Here is a 23516-nt window from a genome sequence, read left to right on the forward strand (position 1 = left end):
CTCAACCTTCGCTATTTGTCGGATGGATCGGCCGGCCGGTTGACCAGCGCCGGGGAGGGGGCTACGGCAGGTATGGCTGGATTTTCCTGGGCCGTTGGATCGCCATTCGGCTGTTTTGGAGATTGCGGCTCGGCCAGCCGGGCAAACGCATTGCGCTCTTGCCGCTGCACATGGGCCACACGCCATTCACCTTCGCTGACCACCAGGTAGACATACGACTGGTCGACCAGGTCCTTGTCGTCGTCCTGCCAGGCCTTGATCCAGACGCGCATCTCCCGGCCGGGAGCGCGCAATGCTGTCGGGGCGTAGCCCGTGTTCGGCGGCGCCGCCGTGCGAAGCGCGGCGGCGGCCGGACTACCAGTCCCGGCCCCGGGCCTGCCGACAGGCGGCGGAACGGGGCGCTGCGCGGGCAGGTTGTCGGCCAGCGAGTTGTAGTACGTCGCCGACAGCGATTCGCAATGCACGCCCACCGGCGCTTTGCACGCGAACTGAGTGCTTCCCCCGAGGCCGGACATGTCGCCACAGCCGGCAAGCAGCGCGAAAAAAATGGCGGATGGGCAGCGCGTGTTCATGTTTTATTCCTTTCCGGTTGCGGTTGCGGTGGCGATGGCATGTGTAGCGAAATGCGGCGCAATGTCGTCCGCCGTCGCGAAGCCCTCCAGTCGTTCTCCCGATGGAAAGATCAGGGTGGGTGTCCCCACGACGCCAAGGCGCGTCGCCAGCGCCCTGTTGCGCGCGATCGGATTCGCGCATGGCGCTGTGCCGCCGGCTGACAACTGCCCGCGCAACGCGGCCTGCCAAGCGAGCTGGCGATCCGACGCGCACCACACTGCCTGCGGCAACGCCTCGCCCAGGAAGGGCAGCATGAAGTTGTAGACCGTGGTGTCGGGCAGCTTGGCCAGTTCGGCGTCGAGGCGCTGACAATAGGGGCAGGCCGGATCGGTGAACACCACCAGTATCTTCTCGCCCGTGCCGCTGGTGGATTTGATGGCGTCGGCCAGCGGCAACGTGGCCGTGTCGGTAGTTTGCGGGACGCCGGAGTGCGGGGCGGGGATGCTGGGCGTCGCGCGGCGGGACTCCGTCAAGTCCTTGCCGGCGCTGGCGTCATACAGGTGGCCGAACAGGAAGTAACGTGGCCGCGATGCGGAGACGTAGGCGACGTTGCTGCCCATCCGGACCTCGTAGAGGCCAGGTATCTCCGAGCGCCGCACGGCGTCGAACGTGGTGTTCGGGTAAACGTGTTTCAGCGTGGATAGCAACGTATCCTGCTGTGCGCCGTGGCAGACGGGCAGTACGAGGGCGAGCGCCAACATTGGCGGCACAACGCTAGTCTTCATCATGATATCCCTCATCCTTGTCCGGTGTATCGACACGTCCGCCCGCCATGGGCATGCTGCTGCCCTTGGTGATGGCGACCTCCACCATCCTCCCTGCGTCGACCTCGACGACCGGAAATGTCTGTTCGGCGAGCCGGATGTAGTAGTTGGCCAGGTTGTCCAGCGCCCGGCCGACGCCACCGGCCACGCCGCGCCGGACTTGCTCGCCGGTGCCGCCGGAACTGGTGGCAAGGGTACCGAAGGGCGAGTTGGTAAAAGTCGTCCCACCTTGTGCGAAACCCTGTCCGATGCCGCTGACGATGCCGGCGCGCAGCGCGTTGGCCAGCAACTGGCCCTGTTTGGTGACCAGACGGCCACGCAGGCCCAGCTTGCCGTCTTCCCCGTACAGATTCCCCTGGATCGGCATTTCAAGCGTGGTGCCGTCGTGCCGCACGCATGAGAGTGTGGCCGTGCGCGCGTAGACGCGCTCCGAGCTGATGTCGCCCCAGCCCGCCGCCACGACAAAGCAATCCTTGACTTCGGCCCGGTAGCGGTTCGGCAGCACGGCGTTGTCGGTTAAGCGCACCAGGATCGGTAGAGGATTGCTTTGCGCCTGCCCCCCGGTCGGTGCGTCGATTCCACCCAGCAGCAGGCCGGAGGTGAAGCTGACCGGCAGGTAGCTGGTCGCGGCGGCTTCCTTATCGTCGCGCGGGATGGCGGCAGGTGGCTCGGGCGACGCTGCGCGCGGAGCAGGTTTGCCGTTGCCGGGGGCCAAGCTGATCCGCACGATCGGAGCCTCGGCGCCGGCTGCCGGCCCGCGCATGTCTTCTCCAGCCGCCGCCGCGGAGGCGGATGGCATCGCCATGGGCGAGGCGGGTGGGTAGCCGCCGGACTGGCTGGATGCCGCCACGACCGGCCCCGTTGGCTGGGGCGGTGTCGAAATTATTGCCGGTTGGGGCGCCGGCTGAGCGGCACCGGCGGCGCCGCGTTGTTCCAGCTCGGCGAGGCGGCGCATCAATGCGTCTTCGGTGGCCCGGCGTTCCGTCTCCTTGCGCTGCTGAGATTCGACGTCCGCTTTCAGTTGCGCGACCTCCCTGCCGGCTGTGCCGAGCCATGCCTCGCGAGGATCGACCTCTCCCGGCACCTGGATGCCGAGGTTGATCGGCGCCGACTTGCCGGCCTTGCTCGCCCGTTCGGCGACGGGCTGGGTCTGGCCCAGCGAGAACACGAACCAGAGGGCGCCACTGCCTGCGACCAGCACAGCGCCCAGGTTCAGATACTGCCGGCGACGGTGCGGCATGGTGTCGTACGCCAGACGCAGGCGGGACAGCGCGTTCATGGCTGTCCTCCGCGGCGAATGACATACACCCAGGTGGCGTCGCCCGGGCGTAAATTGAGCTGATCAATGGCGACGGCAACCACGCCTTCACCGTCGCGGTCGAATTCCTGCTCCGTTAGCGTCATGGGAACGCCGCTGGTATTGGTCAAATGGTAGCGTTCGCCAACGAAGCCTCGGCCTCGATAGGTGCGCACCAGCCTCAGCGAAGCCTCCTGCCATAGGCGCAGGGGGACGTCGACATCCTCGGCCAGTAGGTCGTCCGGCGTGCGGCTTGCCAGCATGGCTTTCAGCATCGTCTTGATGCCTTTCACGTGCCCGGCCTGCCTCGGCCGCGCGTCGCCCTTGTGGCCGTCGATCCTCGGCGCCGATGGGTCGAACAGGACGATGGTCTCGGAAGGCCGGTCGTCCTTGTGTAGTACCAGCGTATAGGTGGCACGGCCGGTCGAGATGAAAAGGTTAATCGGTTTTTTTCCCTGGCCGAGAGGACTCAGGTATATCTCGCCCTTGGAAAGGTCGCAAGTGATCGATGCCTCGGCGGTCGGACTGAGTGGCTGTATCGCAGGCTGGGGTGCCGGCATCGGGCCGTCAGGGCCCATGCAGCCGGTGGATGATTGGATCTTGCCCACCACTCCCGTGATCATGCCATCCTCGACGCGTATGCGCGTCGCCTCCCGCTCCGACACGATGGCTTCGACGGTCAGACCGTCGCGCACCTCCTTGCGCTGAGGCTGCGCGGCGCGGCAATCGATGCTAGCGGCCGCCAGCAGCAGCAACCCCGCCTGCCAAGCTTGCTTGTCCATTTTGTTTGATCTCCGTAAAACCAGCCAAATGTGTCTTGCCGCCCGTGTGGACGAAGGCGGCCTCGTATGTTTTGGTTACCGGCGGCGTGTCATGGCCATTGATTTGCGTATGCAGCAGGCCGACCATCCTGACGGTCTGCTTTTCCTCATCGGGCGTCAGTTGCTGGAGCAGGAAGTAGGTGCTCGCGTTCAGGCGTTTAAGACGGTCAGCCTCCAGTTCCTGTCGCTCCTTCAGCGCGCCCACGGTGTTGGCGGCGACGAAGCCGAGCAACGCGCTTTTTTTCCACTCAATGGACGTCGGTGCCACATCCAGGATCAGCCAGGCGACGTAGCCGCCCATTTGTTCAAGGTAGGCGCTACCGCACTGGTCGCCCTGGCACCAGAACGTGGCGTTGACACTGGGGGGCGTCACGATGATTCGTTCGGTGCCGATGATTCTGTACAGGCATGTCGCCAGCACCAGCAGCGCGACGGCGAGCGTGCCGATGATTATCGACCGGCCGAGGATGGCGCGCCGCAGATCCGTGAGTGTTGCCTCGTAGTCGTCGTTTAGCATGATGCCGCTCCATTTAACCGACCATCCGCTGTATGCGGGGCGGCGGGGTCTCGCGCAGAAACGTCAACGGGAAGGCCGGCAGCATCCAGTGCATCCAATGCAGCGCGAAGGCTTCGTGCTTGTCCGCCTTCAGCTTGCTCAGTTTGCGGCTCAGATAGATGCCGCAGGCCAGACAAAGGCAAAAGGCCAGCCGGGTGCCGGCGATCCAGCCGAGATAGGAAAAAAATAATACGGGAGCAGCCACGTCGATGTCCCACAGCCCGATCTTCCACTGGTCGTCGAGGCGGCGCGGAATATAGGTGTCGTCGAAGTTCATGGCTGTCCCTTTCTCGTAGCGCTAGATGACCACGCCCATGATTGCGCCGCCGACCAGCAGGCCAACGGCGCCGAATATCATGACGCCGATAAAGAAGAGAATTGGCCCCATATTGCGCAGCGCGGCAAGGGAAATAAAGGCGACACAGAACGAGATGAAGCCGATGATGCCCTTGAGGCCAGGTGTTAGGGAAGACAATTGGGTCAGGGCGGACAGCAACGGCCCGGTGATGCCCGAGAATTTCTCCAGGTCGATGGCAAGCGTCGGGCCGACGACGACGACCGACAAAACGGCCAGGATGATGCCTGCGGCGGGCTGCCGGCGGGATGCGGGCCTGGCCCGAGCTGGCTGGCCGGGTGTGACGACATTCAATGTGCTCATGAAAAACTCCTGTTGGGACGACAATGACGAAAGACGGGAGAGCGGAGACGCTGTGCTGGGTTGCTCCCGAGGAGGACCCCGTGCGCGTTCGAGATCACGCAGCGCGACGCGCGTGGCACGCGAGCTGTGGCGAAAGTGCGCCTGCGCACAGGGCAGCGCTGCGTTGGAGAGGGGAAGGAGTGCGGCCGTCATGGTGCCCCCGTGCGGTGTGCACCAACCAATGCGATATCCACACGCCGGTTCAGGCGCCGGCCGTCGGCGTCGGCATTGGTCGCGACATAGCAGCACAATGGCCTGGCATCGACGTCGACCGGCACACCCGATAGTCCCAGCTGCGTCCGTAAGTAGCGCGCAACCGCCGTCGCCCGGTCACGCGCCACGCGATCATTTTGTGCTGGCGTGCCGGTCGAATCGGTGCGGGCTGCTATTTTCAGGCTGCGCACGGACAGGCCGGCCACGAGGGCATCGATGGCGCGGCGCGACGCGGCGTCGAGGAGCGACCGGCCCGCTTCGAAGTAGACACTGAGTGCCGTGACCGGGGCAGCACCATGTGGCTGAATCGTATTGTCGGCGTGATCTCTGCGCGCAATGGCAGCGTCGGCGTTATCCTGCTTTGCCGCGTCCGAGGAGGCCGCATGCTTGGGCGTGGCCTGTGGACATGCCGGCGGCAGGCAAAGGCCGAAATGTGCGGTTTCGCCAAAGCCGAGCTGCGTTACCGTATAGCGTTCCTGCGCGGTGCGGTGCGCGGGAGCGGACGGTGCATCCTGGCGTGTCGCAGTTGTGCACGCCGTCGTGGCGATCAAACACAGCGACGCGAATATGGGAAGAAAATGGGACTGGCTCATTGCAGGCTCACGAACTGGGTTATTGGTTCGAAAGGGACGCCGTCCGGGCGCAGTCGGCTGCCGCGTCCCTGTTCGCTGACGCGCCGACGGCCGTGCATCGCCCGGTACACGCGCCAGGCGTAGGCAGTACGCGCAGCCTGGCATGCCGGTCCCTTCAGGCGCGTGCACGACGCGTTGTACGCGCCGACGGCTTCCCACGTCACCCCATAGCGGTCAAACTTCTCCCTCAGGATGCGCGCCCCGGCGCGCAAGTTAGTGCATGGGTCCAGCAGATCGGCTTCGGACAGGCCGAGCCGCAGCAGTACCCCAGGAGCGGTATTGACGCCCACCAGACCGACGTCACGGGTGCCAGTGACACGTTCGTGTGCCACGTTGACGGCATGTGACTGCATCGATGATTCGGTCCATGCGATGGCCTGGAGCAGTTCAATCGTCGTGCCGCTCTCGAGCGCGGCCTGCTGCCAGCAGGCATCCGAGGCCAGCGTGGCCGGCGATGACACGATCAGAAAGAGGGCGAACAGTAGGCGCATGGCGTTCTACCTTAACTTGCGGCACAGGTGCCGTTGACCCGCCGTGGCGGGGTGTGGGTGAGTCGGGTGGGCCATCGCATGAACGGTATGTTCTGGTCGGCGCCGGCCGGCGGCATGCCTTTTACGTGATCGGGCCAGCACGCCGCGCGGTGTTCTGTCGCGCATGGGCGAACACCTGGCATTTGGCATTCTCGTGCGCCAATGCCAGGTGCACGCAGGCGGTCGTAAAATGGTCGAGATTAAAGTGTGGGTTCGGGTGGCGATTGCGCGATGAACGCTGCAATGCAAGCAACAGCTCATACTGTGGGCGCCAGATGGCAGCCGCATGGCGCGGCGTATTCAGGTCCTGCAGCAACAGGCACGTGTGGATGTGGCGGAAAACCTTGTCGGCCGCCCCCTCGTCGGAGAAGACGAGCGTTACGCAGGCGCTGATCAGGTCGGGAGTCCGGAATCTTGGTGCTTGATTGGCCGCATCGTGGTACAGGCGCTCGATGCGGTCGAATTCATTCATCCACACCAGCGTCGTCACGGTGGGGCTGAATGCTTGCGCAGGCTGACCTGCGCCGGAGCGGACGGTCTGTGCGGCTCCGAATTGCGGCGGTTGGCGATTGGTATCCATGTTGGTCGGGTGGTTCGCGGTTTAGTCATGGGATTCATGTTATTCGTCGGCGCTGCGAAACGCGGCCCGAAATACCCTGTCAAAACCGGCCTCATTTCCGATTAGCGCCGAAACCGTCAGTTGCCGCTATGGTGGAAATTTGCCACCGCCACGTGGAGACAATAGATGGCCAGAAGCATCGCGGTGGCGGGAAGTTGCGGCGGCATGGGCACTGGCAAGGTGCAGGTGGCCAGCAGCGCACCGGACGCTAGCATCGCGCCGGCTATGCCGAAGGCGTAGCGCTCGGGATCATGACGGCGGAATTCATGCGTGCGGATGATGCGGCGCATCGCGGCGTCCAGCAGTGCGGGGATGAGTAGCAGAGCCAAGCCCGGCGCGAGGTAAAGCATCGTGGCGAGACGGTAGCAGGCCAGGGTGGTCATCGCTTCCACGGATCGCATATAGGGCATGCCATAGAAACGGCTCGCGATGTCCTGCATTTGGCCGGCGAGACGGCGCTCTGCCGGTCCGGTTGGACCAGGCGCAGAGACGGACGGCGTGGAAGCGGGACGTTTCATGGCCGCCGCAGCGAGGGCTGAACTGAGGGCCGTGGTTGCGTAGGAGGCGCCCCATAGCGCGCTACAGGCGGCGTGATCGCTGCGTGCCGCCTGATAAAACTGCGTCGCGGAGTGTTCTGCCGGCAGCCAGAGAACCAGGCATGCCAGGCTGGCCGCCAACAGGATGGCGAGATAGCGAATCATGCCGCACGCTCGCCGGGGACAGTGCCTTGTTCCGTGTCGAGCAGCGTCAGACGGCCTTTCATCAGGCGTCCGCCGGACACGGAAGCGAAATACTGCAGATTAGGCAGTTTCCCTAGTATGTCCGAGGGGATGCGCTCCTCGAGCGTCTCGGAAATCTGGGCGGAGGTGGTCGCTGTGAAATCACCGACATGGGCGTCGGCGGCGTCGGTATGGCCGATCCGCAGGCTATGGATGCCGGTCTTGCCGAAGGTCTCGACAATGAAGTCCTGGGTCAGCCGGTCCTTGGTGCGAAACGCGAAGACATTGTTTAGGTTCCCGAGCGCCATGCGCGCCGCGTTTTCGCTCCCGAGACGCTGCGCCAGGTCGGCCAGCGTCTGCAGGGCGACGGTGGTAAAGATGCCGCCCTCGGCGCCCTTGTTAAGGATCTCGATCAGCGGCGTATTGATGACATTGGATACTTCGTCGACGAACAGGGCAACCCGGCGGTAATGGCCCAGGTTGTACAGCATGCCGGCCCGCGCAGCCAAGTCGGCCAAGGCCAGGGCACCGATGGCTGACGCCACTGCGGAATCGGGCAGGGAGTCCAGGCACATGTAGAGCACATGACCGGCGCGCTCGATTTTCTCGAAATTCATGATCGGGCGCTGGTCGTCCGCATCCAGCGGATCGGGCGACAGCGTGCGCCCGAGGTCCCCGGACGTCAGCATCGACAAGATCGGCAACAGGTTGGCGGTAATTTTTTGATAGTGTTCGCGGTTGTGCCGGAACACCCGCAACTGGGAATCGATCACCTTCTCTCGCCGGGCCACTGGGACGTGGCGCTCGTAGAATTCAACCAATCCCAGCAATTCGAGCGTGGCCACCTGCGATGGAGCTCTGTAATGGCCTTTGGACGCCTTCTCAAGTAGTTGCTTGAAGTCCGCCATCTGGCGCCAGTTCGGCCCGTGCAAGTGGATCATCAGGCGGCGCAGCGTCTCCTCCAGCACCGGTTCGATGCCGCCCTCGATATAGCGGGTGAGCTTGAGCAGGTTGGGTCTTTCCTCCAGGTCCACCAGGCCTTGCACCACCACGTTGATGGCGTCCCAGCCAAAGGCGGAAAAGGCGCCCGCCGTGTCGGGCGGTAGGATCGCCTGGATGCGCGACGCGATCTCGGTTGGCTTTTGCCAGTTAAAAGTGAAATCGATGCGTACGCCCGCTTCCGGGAATGCAGGATGGAACCAGAGAAAAGTGTCGTCGCCTCGATACTCCTTGCAGGCGCGTTCAACGATCCGCCGCAGGCGCTTTGAATTCTTTGGATCGAGAATGATCACCACGTCGCCACGCTTGACCGCCTGCGTGATCAACCAGCTCAACATTACGCCTTTGCCCGCTTGCGTGGTGCCGGCCACCAAGGTGCCGCCCTCCAGGTTCTGCAGCGGCCGGTACATAGGCCGTTCAATCGGTTCCACGCCGTGGATATAGGGCATGCCGATCTCATCGTCCGGCTGATGATTCAGTTCGTAGCCCAACAACCGAACGAGCGCCGGAGCGACCCGATATTGCCGGTAGTCGACCTTGCACAGTTCGTACAGGCGCTGAGAGTGTTCCGGACGCCATTCGAAGCCGTAGCCGATGAAGACCCGATCCGGTGCGGCGGTCAACGTGTCAAATTTGCGCAGTTTGATGCGCGCCATGGCGCGCCCAGAGAGCGCCGCTCGGCGTTCGAGGATGGCCAAGCTCTGGGAAAAGCGCCAGGTCGCCAACATCGCCATCGCCGCTGTGGACACGGCGCCCAGCGCAGACGGTATGTGCGCCGGCGTTGCGGCCAACACCGCGCATGCGCTGGTGAGCCAACCGCCACATGCATAGAGCTCGTATGCGGTACGCCATGGCGTCTCATAGGTACGGGCGAGCATGGTGAACTACCGGGGGCGATCGGCCGACGGTAGGCCGCTGACGTGCTGGCGTTTCAGTAGCAGCCCCTGCACGGCGACGCCGTCGATCTTGGTCGTCCGGATAGCGCTTCCTGATGTGCCGATGACCAGCATGCCCACATCGCGCAGGCGCCGGACCACCATCTTGGTGTCGAGGCCGGCGGACGTGAACACTTGCAGCGGTACCAGAACGCCCTCCTTGAGTAGTTGGGCGCAGACGGCGCTTGGTTGCTCGGAAAGACCGGCGATTGCACGCCGCAATGCGTCTGCGACATCGGCCGGTAGGCGCACGCAATTGACCAACGATGGCGCGATCGTTGATTGGACATCCGGCGTGTCCGGAGGCGTTGCGCAGGGTTGGGCCGGCAGCTGTTCGGTGAGGCGCAATTCCAACTGCGAGGGAGCAGTCGTCGTCCCCTGCGGTGCAGGCGGGGTAGCGGGCGCAGATCTTGGCTCCGGTTTATTTGTGGGATGGGGCAGGACACACAGAGGTGGCAACGGCGTGCAAGTGGCCAGTTGGATGCCGAGCACCAGTTCCGGGACGGCGAGTTTGACGCCGCTCACCGCCGCTTTTGTACCGGGCGGCTGTAGCGACCATAGCGGGCCTTCCGGACCCCGCGTGATCATGCCGGCATGTTCCAGCGCCGAGGCCGCGCTCTCCGCCTCTTGTGGCAGGCCCTGGAGGCGTTCGTGATCCGCATGCGTGGCGATGTCCTGATAGCCGCCCGGCCAGATTACGAAGGTGCCATCCTGCCCATGCCATACCCGCGACTTCTCGGAATTGGGGATCCAGCTGGCGATGGTGTGCACCAGATCATGCATGATATCAATCAAGAGCCGGCCGAGATGGTCCCCCTGCAATATGTAGCCCTGGACCGACGCCATGCGTCGCAGATCCTTCGCGATCGCGAGCGCGGCTGCACGCCGCACCAGCGCGGCCATGGTCGCGGGCGGCGTCGAGATCGGCAAGCGCGCCAGCGTAGCCAGCATGTTGGGCAGGATCACGTCGTTGCGTTCTGCCAGGTATTCCATCGTCGATGGCGGAATAATGTGAGGCAAGGCATACAGGTTCTGTAGCCCGTCCATGGTCGAAGGCGTGCGCCAGATTAGATGGAACTGGTCGCCGGGGCGGCGTTGCAGCCACGTCGACAGCGGCTGTAAATAGCTGGGCCAGTAATCGCCATTCTGTGCCGTCACCGTGATGGCGTTGAGTGCCGGCTGCAGCGCTGTACAGAGACCGGCGATGAAGGTGGCATGGCGCCATCGCGGCTCAAGGTGGCGCCGCCGTGTGATGGATCCCCTTCCTTCGAAGATCTGCGCATCGGTCGCCTGCAGCGCAAAGAAGGCGGTATCCAGTCCGAGCCGGAACAGGCCGCCGGAATAGCTGTAGTAATTGCTGGCCGTCGCTGGCAGGGCGTTGACGAAGTCCGCATAACGCTCGACGATGGCCGTGATATCCCGTTCAAACTGCTGCGGCTCCCGTCCGTAACACAGCCGGATGCGTCTGATGATCTCCTCGCCCGCTTCCAGCAGGTCTGCACGCGACTGGGGATAGAACGGGGCACCTTCCTTGTCGCTTGGCGGTGCCGCCATGCCAGCCGATGTGCGCCCAGGGGCGCTCATCGGTTGGCCTTGGTCACCGTCCTTGGCCACCCTGCGAAGGAATGAGAAATGCATCGTGGTCTCCGAATTGTCTCGTCGATTGTGCCTGTCAAATCTCCGGCCGCAGACTCGATATCGCGGTCGTGGATTCGCTTCCGTACGCGCCAGCGAGCATGCGGGGAAGTCCGCCGGCGCGCGAAGACGACCCGGGCCTGCGCCGCTTGGGAAAGCCCGCGCGGACCCGTGGGTCCTTTTCGTAACGCGCTAGTAACCGGCAAAAAACACATCCGCGATTGAGCAGTTTCTCGTCGCCTATGCTCGACAGATTGTATGAGCCGCAGCGGGGACACGCGTACAGTGCGATACTGGCGGTCCGGTGCGTCCAGATGCCCTTCAGGTGACAGGCCACATCGAATGCCCGGTCGAACGACACGCGTGGCTGGACGGCGCAACTGCCCGCATAGAGCCTGTAGGCGCCAATCAGCGCGTCGCCAGGAGCGATGCCCTGTGCCAGGACGCGCTGGAGGATGGCGGCGAACACCGAGAGCTCGGCGCGGTCGAGGCAGTTTGTCTTCGCCATCAGCCAATCCGGCGAGGCCGGTAGCCGCCCAGCGTGAAATGCGTTCTCGCCGGGCAGATAAAATTTGCACAGTTCTGCGTGCGACATGCCGGTGATGTGGGAGGTGGTTCGCATTCTGGCGCCGAGTTGGAAGCAAGCATGCGCCAGGGTCAGCGTGTGGATATGCCGCTCGATGTAGGCGCGGGCCATGACTGTACTCCTATTGCGCGGCCCGACATGCGCGCCGCTCTACCAATGTATTGCTCCCTTTGTCCTGGGGGGCGCTGCTGACCGCAGAGAGCGCGATCGTCAGTCCCGGCGGCGCTTCGAGCAGTTGCTCCAGATTGGCCCGTGGCGCGAACAGACATTCATTGCGCATGCTGGCGGCCAGTGACTCCAGTTCGCCCAAAGAAACGACGGCGAGCTTGTCGAGCTGCTGAGGGGAAAGGTGAAACTGGTACGCCGCAGCGATGGGGTCGCGCTGCACATTGGCGTGTATCGCCATCAGCAAATTGAAATTCACATACTGCACGTCGGAAAAGTGTACGAGTTTATCCATGTATTGCTCCTGAAATTCCTGCCGGTCACGCCGGGTAAGTGAACTGCGCGGTGGAACTGGTGTGGCGGGTAACGCATTGAGCGCGTATGCTTTGATCGTGGTGCTTACGTCGTTTGGTGCGTTAAGTTAGCCTATGTCATGGCGTCAGAACCCGTCAACAGCAATTGCTAACAGCTTTGCGAATTGTTGAATTTATTTGTACTGCGGCTTCGTGTATATCTTGCAGACAAAGGGGCGAGAATGCTGCAATCTCGGTGACCACGGATTAGCACTTGTTGTGTGATCGGATCGGCGGAGGACAGGAGATGGGCCAGCAAGACCAGATGGGACGAGAGGCCAGCAACGCGACCATCGTTGACGATGGCGAACCTGACCTCAAGCCGGGACTGCGGGAGCGCTTGCTCGCCGAACTCGACAGCAGCGGCATCCCTGCCGGAGGGCGTGTGCGCTTCCTCAGCGCGGAGACCGGCCGCGCGCCGCAATCCGTGATGCGCTGGCTGTCGCAGAAGTCGCCCGGCCTTCCGGATCTGCGCTCGCTGGCGATTCTCTGTCTGAGACTGGAGATCGACGCCAACTGGATACTGGGTCTGGTTCGCGCGCGACGCCCGTTTCCACGCGAGCGTGTCAAGCCGGCGTTGCGCCGCTGGTTGCCCAGTGCGCCGTCGGCGAACTGGATGGGGCAACTTGATTTTCACATGGACAGGCTGGCGCAGGGGTACGACGTCTACCTGATGCAGGGCGACGACATGGCACCGTTGATCGGCGACGGCATGCCTTTCCTGGTAGATTCGAATGTCTCGCAATTCATGGGGAACGGCATCTACTTTCTGACGCTACAAGGCACTTCGATGGTCCGCCTGCTTGAAATGAGGGCGGATCAAACATTCTCGCTGCGTTGTGCCAATGAGCGCTATCGGGAGAGCATCTTGGATACTGCTGCAGCGGCCGGACCTGCGCTGCAGATCCTCGGCAAGGTTTGCATGGCGTTCGATCTCAAACGCTTCTAGCAGGGCGCGCCCTATCGCGCACAGAAACTCTGTGCGCGATAGGGTTGGCGCTATGCCGGTTCTGCGATCTCCCTCCATTCATGCGTGCTCAGCGCCAGCAATTTTCCGCCGATGCCTTCCAGTTCCGTTGCGCGGTCGTAGTCCTGAACGTGCTGCGAATACCCTGTCACGGCGTTCACCAGGCCGTATCCGGACAAATCGCTGCCTTCGATCAGACCGCGCAGCACCCCGGACCGTTCATCCTCGGACAATGCAAACCGGTTGGTCAGCACCTCCACGGACTTGACGGGGTCTCCTGTGAGCTTGATGCCCAGCGTCCGTTGAAGTTTCTCCGTGATCAGCCGGAACGTCACCTCGGACACTGCCGCCTCTACCATGTCGCGGACTTTCAGCAGGATCGCCTTGTCGTCGGCTTGCAGGGTGTCTTCTTTATACAGTTCAACGGCTTCATCCTGGATCTGGAGCGTGCGCCCGAGGTGTTTCTTGCGCAGAACAAGCTCGTTGGCAATCAAGCCGTTGCTGCATACCAGCCGGAACAGCAAGGGCTCAACGGTCAGGTGGCCCCATCCGACTTCCGAATTGCTGACCACAACGCCGGCGCACACCACGTCGCCGGGTGCGATTTCGCGGCGCACCTGGCGGCTTACATACTTGAGATACATGCGGGATTCGGTGAGCTCGGCTGACACCAACTCTGCGCCGGGCAGACGCTCAAGAATGGGCAGCACGAATTCCGCGACATCGTAGTTGTCCAGGCGCCGGTAGCGGTCGGAAAGGAATGCGCGCACGCGGCCGTCAAGCGTTCGAATCAAACGGTTCTCCGCGCCGTTCACCTGCAGCCAGGTGTTGACATTGCTGTCGAAAAGACCGGGCTGCTCCTTGCGCATCCGTTCGAAGTAGCCGAACGGGATCTTCAGTTTCTCGGCCATCTGGTGGAGGGCAATCTCGCGCACCCGGTAGGAGCGGCGTTCGCCTTCGATCGCAAGCGTTAAAGCGCATGCGCCGCTTTCTGCCGTTTCGCACAGTAGCAGCTTTGACGGTGCGAGCAGGTCTTGTTTGGCGTGCATCTGGCGGCGTAGTTCGATCGCCAGGTCACGCAGGTTGCGTCCTGATTTCATCACATTCTCCTAGTGTCAATAAACATGGAAATGCCGGTCCGGGCTTGCATGATTGGGACCGGCGGTCGGACGCCAGTCGCCTGTGACCTGGCGGCTGGCGTGATACAAAATGGGTTCATGCCACCCGGATCAGGTGGTCGGAGCGGGCAAACCAGACATCGGCCCAGTCGCTGCCGGCTTTGTTCGGTACGAACACCTTGACGTCCATGCCGCGTCTGCGCGAAGCGCGGGCCAGCGCGAAGGCGGCGACCTGGCCGGCGAAATCGCCGTCGGCATCGTTGTCGGCGTAGATGCGCAGGGCGCGCACGCACGGAGGGATCCAGAGCCGTTGCAGATTGCCGGCTGAAATGCCGGACCACACTGCCTCCCGTTCGCCGCGCTTGAAAATGGCCAAGGCGTTTTCCAACCCTTCGCACACGTTCAGCGTCTCGGCCGCCGGCGCCAACCGGATGGCGGCACCATTGATGCCTCCCGACAGCGTTTTTTTCGGATCAGGCACAGGAGCTTTCGCGCCATGGTCAAGGTATGTGCGATGGAGGGAAACCAGTTCTCCCGCCTGGTCATCGATCCTCGCCAGCAGCGCCGGATAGGCGCATACGCGACGCGAGCGTCCATTGCCGGTCGACTCGTAGTAGCCCAGCGCGGGATGACACCTGAGCGTCTCCGGATAGGTCTCCAGGTCAAGCTTGCGTCCGGCCAGATAGCGATGCGCGTTGTCATGGGGCGCAATCGGCAACGCCTCCGACCAGATGCGACTCGCAAGTGCGCGCATCCGGTTCAGTTGCGGCGCCCGTTGATCAGGGCGTCGCGGCTTTAGCGTGCCGAGGCAACACTCGATATGGCGCAGGGCATCGCCGGCATTCCAACCGGTCACCGCCCGCAGCAGCTTGAAGCCGCCACCGGCACCGCAATGGCGACAGATGTAGTTTCCCTCTCCGAATTTGTCGGTGTACTGGAATCGGTCGGTGCCGCCGCAGCCGTTGATCGGGCAGGGCTGGTTCCGACGGTTCAGGATATTGCTGTCGACACCGGACTGGCGCAAAATCTCGCTCCATCGGCCGTGGGCGCGTTCCCGCATTGCGCGGAAGCGACTTTCGTATTCGTCTCGGTCCATGGTAGTTCTCCATGGCCGTTACGCGAACAGGTCGCCCTCAGCGCGGTTTCGCCGGATCTGCTCGTTGAGCCACTGGGGATTTCGCTCCAACCGCAGCGCGATCCACTCCGGTTGCTCGACGATGGCTTCACGCACCCACATCGGATAGGCAGTAAGTGATTCGAGAAGCCAACACTTCAGGCGGCACCGGATCCAGTCCCGCACTTGGTCCGCGTCGGCTACCCCGACATAGCATGACAGCGGCGACAGAGGGCTGAGTCCCACCACGCGCACGCAACTGACAAACGAAAATGGCTGAAGGTCCCTTTCCGTGTCGGTAAACAGCCAGCGCAGCACTTCGATTTTTTCTTCCAGCGGCGTTTTCACATCGCGCAGCAGCTTGATCCGTTCCAGCAGGCGCCAGTGCAGCCGGACAATCTCCTCTTCCGACCAGTCGGACGCAAATTGGGCTGGTCCCAGTTTTCCGAGGACATCCGCCGCATGTGCGGCGCATCGATCGCCGTCGAGTGGCATCAGCCAATTGCGATCTGCCGCTTCTTTCTGAAATTCTTCATGCCATGAGCTACTTGTTTCCATGTTGATCTCCCACGAATGGCGGAACGACAGCCCACCTGGGCCGTGTCCCAAGCAGGGTTGAAGTGAAACCGCGAAGGCGGGGTTGAATTGGCTGGCTTGGTGCCCGGGCGTGCCGGGAAGACGGATTGCCAGCTACCGTCGTGAAAATGCTTCTTGCGGCGCGTGGAAAACGCGCCGCAGGAAAATTCTCACGTGCGGACGACAGGGAAGCGATGCGTTGGCGTCGCTGCGCGGATGTTGAGGATCAAGGGCTTGCCGATTCGTGCAGGGCGAGCTGCTGCTGGTATCAAAGTAGACGCGCAAACGCAGATTGTCAATGCCCGGTTTTACAGTCCGCCATATCTGAGCTCACTGTGCTTTCCGAACATCTTCCCCTCGCGCATGGGCTCGACCGGGTTGTGGCGCGCTGATGGGAAATGAGGCAGCGTGGCACCCTTCATTTCAGGTCGCCTTGGCGCGCGATCCGCTGGAAGATATGAGGGGAGTGCCGACCATGCGAGAGGATGACATGACTGACCACAGCAACGCCCCGGAGAGCGGTCTCTCCACTACTCATGACGACAACGGCGAAACCAACGTCAGGTTGCTCGCGCGGGAGGTCAAGGCGGACTTCCGGCGTGTCGAGTCGGCAAGTCGAAAGATCCGCACCACGCTGCACAGCCCGGAAGCCAAGCGGCTCTTTCTACGGTTTTTCAATTCGGCTGCGCTGAACATGCATTTCATCGTGGTGATCGCGCCGATCAATCTGCCAGCCGGTGAAGTGGAGCAGGTGGTGGCCAAGCTCGATGAGATGATCGAGAAGAGCGGGAATGTGCTCGACGAGGCGCTGGTACACGCCGAGCAGCTGTGCCAACGCAATGGCATCGTCGATCTCGCCACTTACGATATCGCGCCCCTGGTCATCGACGCGCGTGTGCACTCAAAGCTTGGCCGTCACTATCTTGAATTGATCGGCAAGGTCGATCAGCTGATGCAGATTCTCGAAACGCTGGTGATCGACGAGGCGATGCCCAACGGGGAAATGACCGCCCGCAAGGCCAGAGCGAAGCGCACGGTCCGCGCCATCGGCAGCAGCATCCGCGAGGCAAGGTTTGCTCTGCACAAGCGCATCAACGCCACGCCACGCAAGACAGAAACTATGGATGCCTTGGCCGATGATCGTGGAGATGGGGCGCCAGCGCCGGCGCGCGACCCGACGTTACCGCACGCGGGCAGGTCGCCACTGTCTGTCGTCGAACCGGACGTGCCTACAGTCGCTGACGTCGTGGTTTTAGCCGGAGCTTAGAAACGGTGGTGTTCGCGGCCGGTGGCTTTGGCGTAAAAACCCATCCGGTGGCGAGCGTTCGGTGTTTGGTCATCGCACAAGCAGGTATTAGATTGTACTGAGCAGCAGCTGGCCCTGCGGTTTTTGGCAAGCCTTCGATTCTGGAGCCGCATCGTGCGGCACCTTGCGCACGTGAGTTCTCCTCGTGTTTGTGCTTTCACGTCGCGGTCGCATGCGCCGCGAGTTGAAAGCGCATTCCCACGGTAGCTGGCATACCGGCGATTTAGTTCTCAAGCCAGCATTCTTTCCTCTCGGGCCGAATAGGCCCTGTTTCCGCGCACTGCGTTCGTCAAGCTGGCCATATGCCTTCTCGGCGTTGGCCCGCTAGGAGGATGCACGCGTGTGCCGCTCCTGCCCGGCGCAGCGAACGGCAGCCACCATTTTTTAAGGAGATCGAAATGACTACCATTTTCCCTATTCCGGCGGACCCGGATGAGTTTTTCATGTCGATGGCGGTGTTTTCTGCGTTTATCGACAAGGGCATGCGTGCATGTCCCGACTTCCCCGCGCTCGTGGCCGATAGCCCGCACGAGCGCAGACTGGTTGACGATGTGGCCAGGCTGGTGCTCCTCGCGGTACGCCTGGAAAGAGCCATCCTCGCCGCCGATGGCTTGCGTTGTCGGCCGCGCGGCACCGTCGAGCAGAATGTCTGCGAGCCGTTTGGCGCTTGGTACGTCAGCCATTGTTTGACGAATGGCGGCGTTTCCACGTACGAAGTCTGTCGCAGCCATTTGGCCGAGGCGCTTCTCGAGCACTTCACCGAAGGACAAGCGCCGCTGGACGTGTGGACGACCATTCGCTCGATGAAGGCGGAAGAGCCAACGATGACGTTATGCCATGCCGCCGTGACGGAATCGATCAACTGGGAATGGGCGCCCCGTTTTGTGGTTGCCAACAACATAAACGATACAGAGGAGCATCCCCTGCATCCGCGTTCGGTTTGGCGTCCGAAAACAGGACCGGTGCATGTCAGCGAATATTGGCCCTGGGTGGAGCACCGCGTGCGTGAGGCCTACGTGCGTTCGCGTTACCAAGCCCTCGCTGCGGCGCCCGACGTCTTCATGCAACTGATCTTGGCGGAACTGGTGTTTGTCGAAGGATGCCGTCTGCGTGACCTTCAGGTTCGGTACGACCTCGCAGGGCAGGAAGTCATCGAGTCTCTGCCGGCCAGGACTGCATTCTCGGCGGGCCTATTTGAGGCGCTGCCCGCACTGCGCCAAGCGGTGCTTGCACTGGCCCCGGGGTTCGTTCCCTGCGCATGGATCGGGCTCCCGGTTTCTGATTTCATGTCCGAATATGTCGTGGCGGCCGACCCGGTTTCAACCGCCGTCATCACGGGCAAGGCGGGACAGTGCGGCGAAGGGCGTTCGGTGGTCATCACGCTAGCGGCGTTGTGGAACGCGGTACTGGAATCGGCGGGTGTTTGGCGGCTCGAGGACGGCGCCGTGCTCAAACTGGTCGGTGCAAGTGCCGTCGACATGGTTCCTGATACGGGTGCGGAATTCGCGTCGGCGTGAAGCACTTGAATGGCGACTGGTGTTCGCTATTGTTGGTCGGACAGGCCGCGAAGCATAGCTTCGCAGCCTGTCCGATTCACGGAGGGCGCGGCCATCCTGCAGGTCTGTCTTTTTCCGCCCCGGACCGGCGGCAATCACTCTTTCGTAATGAGGTTGCAATGGACGTTCAATCACCGGTTCAGGAACTCAGCATCATGCGACTGCCCGAAGTCACGGCGGTCTGCGGCAAGTCGCGGGCCGCGATCTACAAAGCGATCCGCAAGGGAGAGTTCCCGAAGCAAGTCAAGCTCTCGGCGCGAGCGTCGGGATGGGTGCGCTGCGAAATCGAGGCATGGCTCAGGGCACGGATGGCGGCAAGGTAACCGAGGGCCGCAGCCGCCTTCCAAAAGGGAACCTCAAGTTGCCGCTCGTGCGCTGACGACACTTTCTTGATTAACTGTCGAATTCGAGAGGCCCTGCGTTAATTTTCGATTCTATTTATGCGGATTAGTCGTGACAATTGGTTAGATTGCATGGCAAGCCACTCAATATAATGTAAGCCTTCCTGAAAACTTATTTTTAAGCAATAATTGTGGCTCCACGCAACCACCTTTGGATTTTTGATGCCTGCGGTTTTTATCTATTGCGACTGTGGCGATGGCAACCAGCGGCGATTTCCGTACTTTTCTGCTCCACCACTTGTCTGGCTGCTGCGGCAATGGCTTTGGGGTATTATTCCGAGCGCATTTCCGTTGCGCGAGGAGAAATTCAAGGCTTAAAATCCCGCGAGCGAGTTGCGCCTCCCTTGGCAACGCAGCCAGTTGTGGTCGAGGCCAATCTTCCCGTCTTCGATAGTGCAACTTTTACCGCCGAATTCCACTCCATCGCCTTGGATGTCGGCCTTCCTGCCGATGAACTGGTGTACGTGCTTGAAAGCAGCACGGCCCAACCGTATCAACGGTACCGAATCGCCTTGGAGACCAAGGCTGGCTACCCCGAATTGCGCAAATTCATTGCGGCACTGAGCAGCGCGCAGCCCAATGTGACGCTGGATACGCTGCGCTGCCGTCGTGACGATGTGGCGACGGTTACGTTGATTTGCCAATTGACCTTCTCGGCTTTTTTCCGTAAGACGAACAATGGATAAGTCGCAGCAGGTCCGTTGGGCTGTCCTGCTTTCAGCCCTGGCAGCTACGATTACCGCTATTTTCTTGCCGGTGGACGAGGCGCCGGCGCGGCGCGCCACGCCAGAGCGGCCATTAAGCATGCAAGAAAAAAGAGAAAACAAGCCAGTGGTCAATGGCGCTGAACCGCCCCGGGACTGGCTTGCCACCGAAGACAATCCTTTCGCACCGCGTGGATGGACTGCGCCGCCACTACCTCCCCCGTCGACTCAGGCCAGGACGGTGGCGCCTGTGATACTGGCGGAGGCAACCCCACCGCCTGGCCCCGCGCCGCTGCCCTTCCGCTTCCTCGGGCGCATGAGCGATGGGGACGACCGTGTGATTTATTTGGGGCAAGGAGATCAACTCGTGCCGGCACGGCAGGGGGATTTGCTGGATGGCCACTATAAGGTCGTCCTTATCGGCGCAGCACAGATGGAGTTTGAAGACACTACTTCGGGGCTGCGACAACTGTTGCCCCTTCCCGTACAGGACAAATAGATGACATTGCAGGGCAGGTTTTACCGTTTGGCCTCCGTTACGCTGCTGGCTGCGCTCGGCGGCTGCGCGGCGCAACTCCATCATTATGATGGTATGGAGGCTTTCGCGCGCCAGGATTACACAGCCGCAGTGGCGGAATTGGCGAAAGCTGCGGAATTGTCGCCGGGGGATTTGGCCTATCGCCGTGACTGGCTGCGCGCGCGCGAAGATGCCGGTAACAAACTGCTAGCATCGGCCGCAACAGCTGCGGCTGCGGGCGAGACGGTCAAGGCCGGCGCCGCCTATCGCACTGTCCTGCAATACGATCCGGACAATCAGCGTGCTCAGGCCGGCCTGGCGCGCTTGGAAGAGACGCACCGTGCCGACGACGAGTTGGCCGCCGCGCGCAAAACTCTCAAGGAAGGAGATGCCGTCCGCGCGGTCGAACTCGCGGCCGCAGCCCTGCGGCGCGTGCCTGGATACGGACCGGCACTTGCGCTGAAGGCGGAACTGGAGGCGCAGCAGTCGGCGCAGGTGGTCACCGTGCCGCGACTGGGCGCCATCTATCGTAAGCCCGTCAACCTGGAATTCCGCGACGCCAGCATCAAAATGGTGTTCGACGCCCTGTCACGCACCACCGGCATCAATTTCATTTTCGACCGCGAGGTGAAGCCCGAGCAACGCACCACGGTATTTCTGAAACAGACGTCGCTGGACGACGCCATTGACGTCATCCTCTCCACCAGCCAGTTGGAAAAGAAGATTCTGAATGCCAGCAGCGTGCTGATTTATCCGAGCACCCAGGCCAAGCAGCGTGAGTATCAGGACTTGATGGTGCGCGCATTCTATCTGGCCAATGTCGAAGCCAAGCAAACCGCCTCAATGCTGAAGACGGTACTCAAACTGAAGGATATCTATGTCGAGGACAGGTCGAATATGCTGGTCCTGCGGGAGACGCCTGAAACCATCGGGCTCGCCGAGAAACTGATACGCCTGCAGGATCTGGAGGAGCCGGAGGTCATGCTGGTGGTCGAGGTGCTGGAAATTAACCGCTCACGATTGCTCAATGCGGGGATACAGTGGAACAGCCAGCTGACGCTGACGCCGCTGGGCACGACAACTTCGATTCCCGGCAATGGCAGCGGCACCTCCACCTCGGCGATGAAGCTGAGCGATCTGCGCAACCTGACTTCGGACAGATTGGGCATCAGCGTGCCGTCGGCCACCATCAACCTGCAAAAGACCGATGGCGACGCCAATTTGTTGGCCAATCCCCGCATCCGGGTGCGCGATCATGAAAAAGCCAAGATCATGATCGGCGATAAAGTCCCAGTGGTCACCACCACCAGCACCAATACATTCGTCACCGAAAATATTCAATATCTGGATGTAGGGTTGAAACTGGAAGTCGAGCCGGACATCCATCTGCGCGACGAGATCGGTCTGAAGCTGAGCCTGGAAGTCAGCTCCCTGGTTTCGTCGGTCAAGACCAACAACGGCTCGCAGGCCTACCAGATCGGCACGCGCAACGTTACCAGTGCGCTGCGCCTGAAGGATGGTGAAACACAGGTGCTGGCGGGGCTGATCAGCGACGAGGACCGTTCGTCCGGCAACCGCGTGCCGCTGCTCGGCGATTTCCCGGTGCTGGGCCGTTTGTTTGGCAGCCAGAATGACAGCCGCCAGAAAACCGAGATCGTGCTGTCGATCACGCCTCACCTGGTGCGCAATATCCAACGCCAAGGCCCTGCGGCGGAGAGTTTCTGGTCCGGTACCGAGGCCACCTTGCGCGATCGCCCGTTGTTGTTGCGCTCGCTGGACGACAAGGGCCAGTCCGCCGGCCCGGCACCCGCGTCGAACGCGCCAGCCTCGTCCGCCGGTGGGACGCCCGCCACCGCACCCAATGCGCCACAGCTGGGCTGGGTTGGCCCCGCGAGCGTGAAAAATGGTGAGACGGTGGAGCTGACGCTGAACCTCGACAGCGCGGCCCCGTTGCGTGGCGCTTCCGCACAAGTGGGCTATAACGCGGCGGAATTCGACTTCGTCAGCGTCGATGATGCCGGTTTCTTCAGCAAGGATGGAAAGGGGGCGATGAGCAAGTCGGTGGATGCAGCCAGCGGCCGCGTTTCGTTCGGCTTCGATGCCGGCGGGGCTGCCGCCAGCGGCGCCAAACCGCTGCTGACGCTGAAATTGAAAGCGCGCAGTCCAGCGGTGGATGCGGCGGTCAGCGTGATGGCTTTCATGCCGATCGGGGCGCAGACATCGGTGGGGCGGCCGGCGTTGCCTGCCACGCACAAGATGACGGTCACGCCATGAACCTGCGAAAGTCGGGGGGCTTCAGCCTGATCGAGTTGCTGGCGTCCGCCGCGATAATCGGCATCCTCGCCTCGGTGGCGGTACCGGTGGTTCAGACGACCATGCGGCGCGAAAAGGAGCGCGAACTGCGCCAGGCGCTGCGCGACATCCGGCGCGGTATCGACGCCTACAAACTGGCCGCAGCGGGCGGCCATATCGAACTGAAGACGGGGGACTCCGGCTATCCGCCGTCGCTGACCTCTCTAGTGACGGGAGTGCCGGACGCGCTGAACAAGACAGGGCCCAGGCAGTATTTCCTGCGCCGCTTGCCGCGCGATCCGTTTTTTGCCGACCGCAAGGCGGCGGCGGCCGATACCTGGGGGCAGCGCCGTTACGACTCACCCCCCGATGCGCCGCAGGCGGGTGTCGACGTGTTTGACGTATATTCCCTGTCGAATGAAAGCGGCTTGAACGGGGTGCCCTATGCGGAATGGTGAACGGCACTGCCGGGGGTTTACGATGATCGAACTGCTGGTGACGCTGGCCATTCTGGGCATGCTGGTGGCGCTGGCTGCGCCGCGCTACTTCGGCAATATGGACAAGGCCAAGGAGGATGTGCTGCGCGAAGATCTGTATTTGATGCGCGACTCCATCGACAAGTTTTATTCCGACCGTAACCGCTATCCGGCAACGCTGGACGAACTGGTGACGGAGCACTACTTGCGCAAGGTACCGGTCGACCCGTTTACGCAGAGCGCGAAGAGCTGGGTACCGGTGGTTGCCGCCGACCCGGCGCAAGGCGTCGTGGCCGATGTGCACAGCGGCGCCCCGAACACGGCGCGTGACGGCACATGGCTGAAGGACTGGTGAC

General features: G+C 62.2%; 27 protein-coding genes. 9 read left to right on the forward strand and 18 right to left on the reverse strand.

Annotation, left to right across the window (positions count from 1 at the left end):
- Window positions 1-11 precede the first annotated feature (11 nt).
- The 15 genes from ACUJB0_RS25070 to ACUJB0_RS25140 all read right to left on the reverse strand — a co-directional run bounded on the left by ACUJB0_RS25070 (window position 12) and on the right by ACUJB0_RS25140 (window position 12075).
- Window positions 12-572: a TraV family lipoprotein gene (locus ACUJB0_RS25070; RefSeq protein WP_444847594.1), complete on the reverse strand. Its 561-nt coding sequence runs from the start codon at window positions 570-572 to the stop codon at window positions 12-14.
- Between the two features lie 3 nt (window positions 573-575).
- On the reverse strand, window positions 576-1340 hold the full coding sequence (locus ACUJB0_RS25075) for a DsbC family protein (protein ID WP_444847595.1): 765 nt from the start codon (window positions 1338-1340) through the stop codon (window positions 576-578).
- On the reverse strand, window positions 1327-2655 hold the full coding sequence (locus ACUJB0_RS25080) for a TraB/TrbI/VirB10 family type IV secretion system protein (protein WP_444847596.1): 1329 nt from the start codon (window positions 2653-2655) through the stop codon (window positions 1327-1329). Before ACUJB0_RS25080 ends, ACUJB0_RS25075 begins: the two co-directional genes overlap by 14 nt.
- Entirely contained in the window at window positions 2652-3455 is an 804-nt protein-coding gene (locus ACUJB0_RS25085) for a type-F conjugative transfer system secretin TraK (protein ID WP_444847597.1), read from the reverse strand. Before ACUJB0_RS25085 ends, ACUJB0_RS25080 begins: the two co-directional genes overlap by 4 nt.
- Window positions 3406-4011: a type IV conjugative transfer system protein TraE gene (traE, locus tag ACUJB0_RS25090; RefSeq protein WP_444847598.1), complete on the reverse strand. Its 606-nt coding sequence runs from the start codon at window positions 4009-4011 to the stop codon at window positions 3406-3408. The genes ACUJB0_RS25085 and traE overlap by 50 nt, the downstream gene beginning before the upstream one ends.
- 13 nt (window positions 4012-4024) lie before the next feature.
- Window positions 4025-4327 (reverse strand): type IV conjugative transfer system protein TraL, encoded by a 303-nt coding sequence (gene traL, locus ACUJB0_RS25095; RefSeq protein WP_444847599.1) that lies wholly within the window; start codon window positions 4325-4327, stop codon window positions 4025-4027.
- Between the two features lie 21 nt (window positions 4328-4348).
- Entirely contained in the window at window positions 4349-4708 is a 360-nt protein-coding gene (locus tag ACUJB0_RS25100; protein WP_444847600.1) for a hypothetical protein, read from the reverse strand.
- Window positions 4709-4896: 188 nt separating this feature from the next.
- Complete coding sequence (locus tag ACUJB0_RS25105) at window positions 4897-5553, reverse strand: OmpA family protein (protein WP_444847601.1); 657 nt, start codon at window positions 5551-5553, stop codon at window positions 4897-4899.
- A complete protein-coding gene (locus ACUJB0_RS25110) occupies window positions 5550-6083 on the reverse strand; it encodes a lytic transglycosylase domain-containing protein (RefSeq protein ID WP_444847602.1) in 534 nt (177 codons plus the stop codon). The genes ACUJB0_RS25105 and ACUJB0_RS25110 overlap by 4 nt, the downstream gene beginning before the upstream one ends.
- A 121-nt stretch (window positions 6084-6204) precedes the next feature.
- Window positions 6205-6702: a hypothetical protein gene (locus ACUJB0_RS25115; RefSeq protein ID WP_444847603.1), complete on the reverse strand. Its 498-nt coding sequence runs from the start codon at window positions 6700-6702 to the stop codon at window positions 6205-6207.
- Between the two features lie 116 nt (window positions 6703-6818).
- Window positions 6819-7442: an IncC plasmid conjugative DNA transfer DtrJ family protein gene (locus ACUJB0_RS25120; protein WP_444847604.1), complete on the reverse strand. Its 624-nt coding sequence runs from the start codon at window positions 7440-7442 to the stop codon at window positions 6819-6821.
- Window positions 7439-9337 (reverse strand): conjugative transfer system coupling protein TraD, encoded by a 1899-nt coding sequence (gene traD / locus ACUJB0_RS25125; RefSeq protein ID WP_444847605.1) that lies wholly within the window; start codon window positions 9335-9337, stop codon window positions 7439-7441. Before traD ends, ACUJB0_RS25120 begins: the two co-directional genes overlap by 4 nt.
- Window positions 9338-9343: 6 nt before the next feature.
- Entirely contained in the window at window positions 9344-11032 is a 1689-nt protein-coding gene (gene mobH / locus ACUJB0_RS25130) for a MobH family relaxase (RefSeq protein ID WP_444847606.1), read from the reverse strand.
- A 34-nt stretch (window positions 11033-11066) separates the two neighbouring features.
- On the reverse strand, window positions 11067-11726 hold the full coding sequence (locus tag ACUJB0_RS25135; RefSeq protein WP_444847607.1) for a FlhC family transcriptional regulator: 660 nt from the start codon (window positions 11724-11726) through the stop codon (window positions 11067-11069).
- Between the two features lie 10 nt (window positions 11727-11736).
- Entirely contained in the window at window positions 11737-12075 is a 339-nt protein-coding gene (locus tag ACUJB0_RS25140; protein WP_444847608.1) for a hypothetical protein, read from the reverse strand.
- Between the two features lie 305 nt (window positions 12076-12380).
- Here ACUJB0_RS25140 and ACUJB0_RS25145 point away from each other — a divergent pair, with 305 nt between their 5' ends.
- Window positions 12381-13082, forward strand: coding sequence for a S24 family peptidase (locus ACUJB0_RS25145; RefSeq protein WP_444847609.1), 702 nt, complete (start codon window positions 12381-12383; stop codon window positions 13080-13082).
- 50 nt (window positions 13083-13132) lie between these two features.
- Here ACUJB0_RS25145 and ACUJB0_RS25150 read toward each other — a convergent pair whose 3' ends face one another.
- The 3 genes from ACUJB0_RS25150 to ACUJB0_RS25160 form a co-directional block, all read right to left on the reverse strand.
- Window positions 13133-14200, reverse strand: coding sequence for a DUF932 domain-containing protein (locus tag ACUJB0_RS25150; RefSeq protein WP_444847610.1), 1068 nt, complete (start codon window positions 14198-14200; stop codon window positions 13133-13135).
- Window positions 14201-14315: 115 nt separating this feature from the next.
- Window positions 14316-15314: a DUF7146 domain-containing protein gene (locus tag ACUJB0_RS25155; RefSeq protein ID WP_444847611.1), complete on the reverse strand. Its 999-nt coding sequence runs from the start codon at window positions 15312-15314 to the stop codon at window positions 14316-14318.
- A gap of 18 nt (window positions 15315-15332) precedes the next feature.
- On the reverse strand, window positions 15333-15890 hold the full coding sequence (locus ACUJB0_RS25160; RefSeq protein WP_444847612.1) for a hypothetical protein: 558 nt from the start codon (window positions 15888-15890) through the stop codon (window positions 15333-15335).
- Between the two features lie 508 nt (window positions 15891-16398).
- Here ACUJB0_RS25160 and ACUJB0_RS25165 point away from each other — a divergent pair.
- The 8 genes from ACUJB0_RS25165 to ACUJB0_RS25200 all read left to right on the forward strand — a co-directional run bounded on the left by ACUJB0_RS25165 (window position 16399) and on the right by ACUJB0_RS25200 (window position 23515).
- Window positions 16399-17175 carry a DUF1845 domain-containing protein gene (locus tag ACUJB0_RS25165; protein ID WP_444847613.1) on the forward strand — a complete coding sequence of 259 codons (777 nt, stop codon included), beginning with the start codon at window positions 16399-16401 and terminating at the stop codon, window positions 17173-17175.
- A gap of 437 nt (window positions 17176-17612) precedes the next feature.
- Window positions 17613-18731, forward strand: coding sequence for a hypothetical protein (locus ACUJB0_RS25170; RefSeq protein ID WP_444847614.1), 1119 nt, complete (start codon window positions 17613-17615; stop codon window positions 18729-18731).
- A 158-nt stretch (window positions 18732-18889) separates the two neighbouring features.
- Complete coding sequence (locus tag ACUJB0_RS25175) at window positions 18890-19093, forward strand: helix-turn-helix transcriptional regulator (protein ID WP_444847615.1); 204 nt, start codon at window positions 18890-18892, stop codon at window positions 19091-19093.
- 209 nt (window positions 19094-19302) lie between these two features.
- Complete coding sequence (locus tag ACUJB0_RS25180) at window positions 19303-19857, forward strand: GspMb/PilO family protein (RefSeq protein WP_444847616.1); 555 nt, start codon at window positions 19303-19305, stop codon at window positions 19855-19857.
- Window positions 19850-20374, forward strand: a complete 525-nt coding sequence (locus ACUJB0_RS25185; RefSeq protein ID WP_444847617.1) for a hypothetical protein — start codon at window positions 19850-19852, stop codon at window positions 20372-20374. The genes ACUJB0_RS25180 and ACUJB0_RS25185 overlap by 8 nt, the downstream gene beginning before the upstream one ends.
- Window positions 20375-22666 carry a secretin GspD/PilQ domain-containing protein gene (locus ACUJB0_RS25190; protein WP_444847618.1) on the forward strand — a complete coding sequence of 764 codons (2292 nt, stop codon included), beginning with the start codon at window positions 20375-20377 and terminating at the stop codon, window positions 22664-22666. It abuts the gene before it with no gap.
- On the forward strand, window positions 22663-23142 hold the full coding sequence (locus ACUJB0_RS25195) for a type II secretion system protein (RefSeq protein WP_444847619.1): 480 nt from the start codon (window positions 22663-22665) through the stop codon (window positions 23140-23142). The genes ACUJB0_RS25190 and ACUJB0_RS25195 overlap by 4 nt, the downstream gene beginning before the upstream one ends.
- On the forward strand, window positions 23129-23515 hold the full coding sequence (locus ACUJB0_RS25200) for a type II secretion system protein (RefSeq protein WP_444847620.1): 387 nt from the start codon (window positions 23129-23131) through the stop codon (window positions 23513-23515). The genes ACUJB0_RS25195 and ACUJB0_RS25200 overlap by 14 nt, the downstream gene beginning before the upstream one ends.
- Window position 23516: the final 1 nt, after the last annotated feature.

This window comes from Duganella caerulea (genome assembly GCF_040362985.1).
Taxonomy (GTDB): Bacteria; Pseudomonadota; Gammaproteobacteria; order Burkholderiales; family Burkholderiaceae_D; genus Rugamonas; species Rugamonas vulcania.